The organism is Lamprobacter sp., from assembly GCF_034860625.1.
Lineage (GTDB): Bacteria > Pseudomonadota > Gammaproteobacteria > Chromatiales > Chromatiaceae > Lamprobacter.
Genome location: NZ_JAYESN010000061.1, coordinates 19,911 through 27,624, shown reverse-complemented (window position 1 = coordinate 27,624; position 7,714 = coordinate 19,911). Strand labels below are relative to the sequence as shown.

At 60.6% G+C, this 7,714-nt stretch carries 7 protein-coding genes; all 7 read right to left on the bottom strand.

Features of this window, described 5'->3' with window-relative positions; genetic code table 11:
* The coding region (locus VBE63_RS15720) for an archaeosortase/exosortase family protein (protein WP_323683974.1) at window positions 1–368 on the bottom strand (368 nt) is incomplete at its 3' end.
* A complete protein-coding gene (locus VBE63_RS15715; protein ID WP_416274568.1) occupies window positions 365–1,720 on the bottom strand; it encodes a glycosyltransferase in 1,356 nt (451 codons plus the stop codon). The genes VBE63_RS15715 and VBE63_RS15720, both read right to left, overlap by 4 nt.
* A 5-nt stretch (window positions 1,721–1,725) precedes the next feature.
* The gene (locus VBE63_RS15710; RefSeq protein ID WP_323683972.1) at window positions 1,726–2,817 is read right to left on the bottom strand and encodes a FemAB family XrtA/PEP-CTERM system-associated protein; all 1,092 of its coding nucleotides are present in this window, start codon (window positions 2,815–2,817) and stop codon (window positions 1,726–1,728) included.
* Window positions 2,818–2,834: 17 nt separating this feature from the next.
* Window positions 2,835–3,710: an XrtA system polysaccharide deacetylase gene (locus VBE63_RS15705; RefSeq protein ID WP_323683971.1), complete on the bottom strand. Its 876-nt coding sequence runs from the start codon at window positions 3,708–3,710 to the stop codon at window positions 2,835–2,837.
* 30 nt (window positions 3,711–3,740) lie between these two features.
* A complete protein-coding gene (locus tag VBE63_RS15700; protein ID WP_323683970.1) occupies window positions 3,741–5,189 on the bottom strand; it encodes a TIGR03016 family PEP-CTERM system-associated outer membrane protein in 1,449 nt (482 codons plus the stop codon).
* A complete protein-coding gene (locus VBE63_RS15695) occupies window positions 5,186–6,133 on the bottom strand; it encodes an XrtA-associated tyrosine autokinase (protein WP_323683969.1) in 948 nt (315 codons plus the stop codon). Before VBE63_RS15695 ends, VBE63_RS15700 begins: the two co-directional genes overlap by 4 nt.
* Window positions 6,133–7,713, bottom strand: a complete 1,581-nt coding sequence (locus tag VBE63_RS15690; RefSeq protein WP_323683968.1) for an XrtA system polysaccharide chain length determinant — start codon at window positions 7,711–7,713, stop codon at window positions 6,133–6,135. Before VBE63_RS15690 ends, VBE63_RS15695 begins: the two co-directional genes overlap by 1 nt.
* Window position 7,714: the final 1 nt, after the last annotated feature.

The following is a 7,714-nucleotide window of genomic DNA, read 5'->3' as shown; positions in this document are numbered from 1 at the left end:
AGCACCAGCCCTGGCAGCATCGCCACCAGCGCAAAATGCTGCACCGTCTTGACATCAACGGTTCGCGCCATGATCCAAGCCAGCGTGGCCGCTGCGATCAAGACCAACCCCCATGCCCACAGGCTGGGCTGCGCTTGCGCCACCTCCTGACGACGGGTCCAGGCCAAGAACAGCGCCAGCGCCGGGATGAACATGCCGTGGGCATAGGTCTGGGAGTTGAGCCAGATGTGCGCCATGCTGAGCGCCGATGGCCAGAGCAGCCACAGGGTCAGCAGTGTCGTCAGCGCGAGCAGGCTGAGCGCCAGCGTCCAGCTATAACGAAGTTGGCCAGACACTGCAGGAACAGGGACTTCAGGCGATGCGTTCACGACTTGGCTCCCATCAGCGAGGGCTCGGCTTGTAGCAGCCGAACGAGGCGATCCAGATGCTCAGACCAACTGTAATGCTGGAGCACGCAAGCACGCCCCTGCCTGCCCATCTGCTCCCGCTGCTCCCGCTGGTCCCGCAGATCAGCGCTGAGCAAACGCAGGGCAAGTGCTGCCAGGGGTTCGGCGCCTTCGGCCACCAGCCAATCCATGCCCGCGCAGTCGCGCAGACCGTCTAGGGCCTGCGGCGTCGCGGCTACTGGGCAGCCCATGGCCATGGCCTCGAGCACCTTGTTCTGCACCCCGCGCGCAATGCGCAGCGGCGCGACCGCTCCCTGAGCGTGAGCGAGATAGGGACGGACATCGGGCACCGAGCCGGTCACCTCGATGCCTGGCCGTTCGCCGAGGGCCTGCACCGCCGGCATTGGCCGACTGCCGACAATGACGAAGCGGGCCTCCGGCATGGCCTGGCGAATCCGTGGAAAGACCGCATCGGCGAAGAAGCTGACCGCATCGACATTGGCCCAGTAGTCCATGGCACCGGTGAAGACCAGGTTTGCGCTGCCCGGCGGATAGGGGTTGGGATAGTCGCGTTCGGGTGAGAAGTAGTCGGTATCGACGCCATTGTCGATGGCATGGACGCGCGCTGCCACATCCAGCGCCGCTTCCGGAGTCTGACTCTGAGGCCAGTCCTCGTCATGGCCCTGGCCTCTGCTCAGATCCTGGCCAACAGCTTGATTCTGGAGTAGCTGCCGAAACAGAATCGCCTCCTGCTCGCTGACCAGCACCGAGGCGCTGGCCCGGGCCGCCACAGCACGCTCGAAGGCCAGCAGACGGCGTGCCTCGCGCGCATAAATCCAGCGCATTGGCCCGCCATGTCCCTGGGCGTATTGGCGCCATTTATCCGAGTCGACATCGACAAAATCGACCACCTGCGGTAGCCGTTCGGGCGCTGAATCTGACGCTTGATCTGGAACAGTTAACGATGGCAGATATTGCGCCATGGCCGAGGAGAACACCAGCACTGGCATCGGGCCGGACGCCGCCAAGGTCTCCCGCACCCAGCGGTGCATGCGTCGATCGCGATAATAGGGCAAGGTCAAGGCCTCGCCGCTGACCAGGCCGCTGAGGCTGCGCAGCTTTGCCAATCTCGGATTGAGTGGCAGCAGGCAGAGACTGGCGCAATAGGCGGCCACCTCGTCGCGGTAACGCCAATCGTCCGGGTCGTCGACAAAGGCCCCGAGATGGATGCGAAACGGGCCGGAGAGATGGCGGAGGATGTTGAAAGAGCGAATCTTATCGCCCTTGTTCGGCGGGAACGGGATGCGATGCGCCAGGAACAGCAGATCGCTCACCGCGCTCACCCAAGCCGCCGCGCGAGCCAGGGGCCGAGCCCGTTGGCGACAAACAGCGGTAGCCGTTTCCAGCCGGCGATGAAGAGCCGGTATTTCGGATTCAGCGGATTGATCTCAGGGATCTGCTTGGCGCGCACCAGGTGATATTCGTAGGACAACGGCTGCGGCTCGAACCCCCAATTCTTCTTGAAGCTGAAGGAGCCGGTGCCGCGCTTGCTGCGGCCGTAGTCGAACCAACGGTAGCCGCGCTCGGCCGCGCGGCGCATCACTTCCCAGTAGAGGAAATCGAAGCCGGCCAGCGCCCGCGCCTGCTCGGTGCCGCCGCCATAGTAAGGCAGCACCTCGTCGCGGAAGTAGAAGTTGAGCACGCTGGAGATGGGCTGGCCGGCCTCGGTGGTCGTGGTCACCAGATCGCAGTCGGCGCCGAACACCTGCTGCAGCGCGCGAAAATAGCGTCGTGGCAACACCGGCGTACCAAGACGATGGAGGCTATCAGCATAGATCGGGAAGAAGCGATCGACATCAGGATCGATCGCGCTCTGGAGTCCGTTCTTGATGCCCTTGCGCACCATGGCGCGCTGCTTTCTCGGCACGGCTTGCAGGTTCTTGTCCGGCTCTGGATCGATCGGCTTGCGGAAGGTGACGTAGAGCCCATCCTTGCAGGGCCAGTCGGGATTGCGCCGCTCGCGATGACGCAGCTCGAGATAATCGACCTGCCGTTCCTCAGCCAGCGCGCGGGCGGCTTCGGTGAGACTCGCGGCGGCCTGCTGATCCTGAGCCGCCACCCCGCCATAGACGCAGAACGGGACCGAGATCAGCGCATTGCCGAACAGCAGGCTCTTGACCTGAGCCAGCGGCAAGACGCCGCTGATCTGACCGTCTCGCTCGCTGAACAGATAGTCGGTCCGGTGGCCGAGTGTCTCTTCCAGAATGCGCCTCCAACCGATGCGATGGAAGAAGGTTGCCTCCGGACACTGCTCGACAAAGGCGTCCCAGGCCGCTTCGGCGCCCACCAGCGATCCGGGCGCTGCATCCAGCCGCTTGACTAGATCGCCCGCCGCATCGGACGATCTGATTGTCGAATTCAGAGGTTTCATGATCCAGTGGCAGATGCCTAGGCGGCCTGAGCCATCTGCAACGACGGCCGTGCGGAGCCTGGCAAAAAGATCGCGTCCATCCGCCCCCAGCGGAAATCACCGAGGAGCCGCGCCAAGCGCGCTTCGGTGCGCGAGAGGTTGAGATAATGCCGCACCCGCGTCTTCAGGCCGATACCCGTCTGCCGCGGTTGGTCTGGATCGATCTCCCAGGGATGGAAGTAGAAGACCGCGGACTCGCCATCCTGCTGATTGACCTGTTGCAACGCCCAGCGCGAAAGCGCGTAAGGAAACAGGCGGAAGTAGCCACCACCGCCACAGGGGAGCTTGCGTTGGCCGACCATCACCGTGGTCACCGGCACCTCGAGAATCCCCTCGTCGCCGCCATGCCGAAACGCGAAACGCGGCGCCTCCGGCATGCCGTAGAGATCATGATGAATGGGATAGATGCTGGAGCTATATTCATGGCCTGCTTCGAGCAGTTCGTCCAGCGCCCAGAGATTATCCCGACCGATGGAATAGCTGGCCGCTCGATAGCCCCGCACGGGCTGGCCGGTGGTGTCCTCGAGTAGCGCTTTGGTGCGGCGGATGTCGTCCCGAAAGGCCTCGGGGGTCTGATTGACCACCCGTACATGCTCGTAACCATGGCTGGCGACCTCGTGTCCAGCCTCGCTCATGCCCCGCACCATTTGCGGATAGCGCTCCGCCATCCAGCCGAGCACGAAGAAGGTGGCCTTGACCTGATACTCATCGAACAGGCCGAGGATGCGATCGATATTGCGCTCGACTCGGCATGGCAGTTGTTCCCAATCCTCGCGTGCGATATGCCGCTCAAAGGCCGAGACCTGAAAATAGTCTTCGACATCGACGGTCATGGCGTTCCGGGGCTGTTCCATTTCATTTCTTCGCGAGGGCATGAGAAAGCCTCAAAAGGTTTTAACGAGCGTCGCCGATACACGATTTTCCTGATAGCCGTCGCTGCCGAGACGGTCCGAGTCAAGATCGCGATAACTGTATTGCACCGAGGCACTCACCTGGTTTCCCAATTGACGGCTAATCCCTAAACGCGTCGAATAGAGCGTCTCCTCACCATCCTGACCAGCAAAGGTACTCTCCTGCACGCTGGCATTCGCGAAGAGCGAGGTGCGCGGCCGCCACTGCCAAGAGAGATTGCCGGAGAATGATTGCGCCTCTTCGCTGTCGTTGCTGACCTCGTAATCACGCTGCTCATGGAAGACACGCAGCCCCCAGCCGAGTTTGCGACGCTGTCCCGTATAGGCAGCGCTAAGCCGCTTGCTGACGAAGGAGCCGCTGCGCAGCGCTGGTGTTTCCAGGTCAAAGAGGAAGGGCTCACCATCGACGATCAGCGATTCTTCGATGGTCGCATTGACCCCACGGGGGATGGTCTGATCGATCTCAAACTGGTTAACGCTGGTCACTGACTCGGTGTAATCAAGGGTGAACTGGCTGTTCCGGAGTTGATGCCGAGCCGTGGCCCCGTAGGTTGTGCCAAAAAAGCGCTCACCGAAGAAGGCTTCCATCGAGGTGCGGTCGTTCGGTGTGTAGGTGCTGCCCAAGCGCCAGATGAGGCCATTAGGATCAGAACGACCATTGTCTTGATCGAATTCGTCTTGCTCATATCCCAGCACGGCGAAGAGATTCAAGCGGTCAGTCACAGCCCAACGGCCTAAGACTTCAGCGTTCTGCTGGGTGCTGGAGGCATTATCATCGAAGTCGGTCTGCGAGTAGTTCACCGACAGCCCCCAGCCGAAACGGGTGAACTGCGGGCCGCTACTGATGCCTAGCGAGACGGCATGGCGTTGGCTGTTATTCGCCTCGCTGTCTTGGACATCGACCCGGTTATAGCTATAGCTCAACTGCCCCGTTGCAAGATCATCGAATTGCTGAATGTAGACCGGACTAAAACTGAAGGTCAGAACATCGCCACGGTTGTTGTTGAGATTCAGGTTATCCGCGCCGGCCCGTTCTCGGGTCAATTGACGTTGGGAGTAGGACGCTGCGCTGTCGACAAATAGCTGCCCTGGTATCAATTCGACACGACCATCGCCAAAGAACTGATGGAAAAGCGCGCTGTCATTGCTATCCTGCCAGTAAAACAGACTCTGCAGATTATAACCGAGCTGCGCACTGGCACGCGCGCCATCGCGATTCAGACTGAAGCCCGTGTTCACTTGGGTAATGAATTCGGACTCCTCGTCTCCGGGTGGCGCTAAACCGATATTGTCCGAGTAGTCCTGGCCGAGAGAAACCCGCGGAGTAAAATCCCAAGCATCCCCAAAGGCCATGGCCAAAGGTGCAACCGCCACCAAAACGAGACCCGTGGTGTAGCGCCGAGCACGGGGGAAAGGGTTCATTTGCGCGCACCCTCGGGGCCATAGCCGCCGTAGCCCCCATAGGAGCCATAGCCATAATAATCGCCACCAAGCTGACGCGTCTTATTGAGGATCAAGCCAATGGGCTTGGATGCATCGAGCAGGCCGAGCGCATCCTTGACCGAATGCTGCAAGCTCCTTCCCGCCTCGACCACAAAGACGATTTGGCCAACCAAATTTGACAACACCACCGCCTCACTGGTGACGAGCAACGGCGGAGAATCAAAGATAATGACTCGGTCCTCGTAGCGACTGGCAAGCTCGTGCATCAGCCGCTGCATGTCACCACTCGCCAACAGCTCATTGGCATGGGGATGATACTTCCCCATCGGAATGATGCGCAGCTTCGGCACGTTGGTGCGCAGAATCACATCCCTGACATCCAGGGCACTGTCGACCATCAGATCGACTAGACCTGGCCCCATTTGAATGCCAAGCATCTTGTGCAGCCGAGGACGACCGACATCGGCATCGATCAGCAACACCGTCTTATCCATCTCCATGGCGATGCTCATCGCCAAATTGACCGCGGTATAGGTCTTGCCTTCTCCCGGGATCGAACTCGTCACCATGATCAGGTTGCCCTGTTCAACCAGTGAGGCTGTGCGTCCGAAGGCATTCTCTAACAGCGGCCGCTTGATGATGCGGTACTCCTCCGCCGAACGGGAACGATCACTATCTGGCGTCACGCATCCCTGGGCCTTGAGATCGGCTAAATCGAGGGTGACATAGTTACCGCGATCGTCATCGGCCCGATGGGGAGGAGCAACCTGCGAATCAGCGGGAAAACCACTCGGGCCGGGGATCGCTGCTCGCTGCTCTGCCGTCGGAGCGTTCGGCGGCGGCTGCTGCTGCCGGAGCCGCTTGGCCGCCTGTTCGATGAGGCTCCCCTGGTCCCCAGTGTGGTCCCCAGTGTCTCTGCTCATCAGAATAACTGTCCCAGTGGTTTCAGGTAACGCCCGGCGGTGGCAATGGTCGCGCCATAGGCCAGCAGAAGCAGCACCGTCAAACCGATAAAAGTGAGCAGCCAAAGACGCTCACGATGGCGCTGCTGTTCCGAAGCATGAAGAACCACGTTGCCAAGCACCGGAAAGCCCGTGGTGCGATTCAGGGTGCGCCGATCATCGAAGACCGGACGCAGTTGCGACATCACAAAGGCGAGTCCACCGCCCGCCCCGAGACCGAGCACCAAGACGCCGGTGAACAAGGCCATGCGATTGGGCGCGGATGGCGAGGTTGGCACCCTGGCCGGCTCAATGATGCGGAACTGGACCCGCTCACCCTGATCCTCAATATTCTGCGACATCGCTGCCTGCTCACGCCGCTGGAGTAAAGCCTTGTAATTCTCTTGGTTGACGGAGTAATCGCGGTTTAGGCGTTTGAGCTCCGACTCGATGTCCGGAATGGTATTGACCAGATTTTGCAGTTCCTCGATGCGTCGGCGTTGATCCGCGACGCGTACCTCCAATGCCGAGACCTCAATCTCGGCATTGGACTGAGCCATGCGCAGTTGTTGGAAGACCGGATTCGCATCCAGTCCACCACCACCCCGGGGTGAGTCGAGCTCTGGGGGAAGCTGGGCTAAGGCCTCCTCATACTCTTGCTCGAGCACTCCGAGTGTCCGCTTGATGGATCGGATATCGGGATGCTTATCGGTATAGGTCAGCGAAAGCTCATCGAGACGTTCACGCAGCCCCTGAATGCGAGCCTCCAATTCTGGATTGACTGATCGTCTTCCCGATGATGGGCTCATCGGCCCCATGATGCCAAAGGTCGGCTCTTCACCGCTGATCTGACGCTGGATCTCGTCACGACGACGCTCGGCCTCGCGCAGTTGCAGTTCGGTACTGGCGAGCTCGGTCTGCGCGCTTTGCAGTCGCTGGTAATAATCGCCGCGATCACTGGGCAACATACCAACATTATCGCGGCGAAAATCAGCAAGACGCTGCTCCGCCTGCTCAAGACGCTGCTCGTAAGCCTCGATTTGCTCGTCGATGAAGCGCCGCGCCATCTCGGAATCCGTCCGCGTATCCGAAAGCGATCCCTCGACAAACAGATCCAGCATGGCCTGCACGACGGCATAGGCCTCTTGTGGGTTGCGTGAGTTGTAGGAGAGCGTATAGAGATTCTCCCCCCTCGCACTCCCGATTTGCGTCCCTGAGCGCAGCCGGCCGATGATCCCCTCCATCTGCGCATCCGTGCCGGCTTGCAGGTGCATATCGGTCGCTCGCGCGACCTTCTCCAGATTAGGCCGTGTCAACAGCAGCCGGGTCATCAGATTGAGGCGCTGGTTGATATCCGAGCCGACAGCCAGCCCGCGCAACAAGGGCTCCAACACCGAGCGGGTGTCGACATAGACGCGTGCCGATGCCCGATACTCATTCGGAATCTCCGCCACATAGGCCCAGCCCCCTAATGACACCACCCAAGCAATGGCCAGCACCAGCCATCGAAAGCGCCAGATGCCGCGCAGATAACCCAGCACCTGATTGAGAATTTCGCGCATA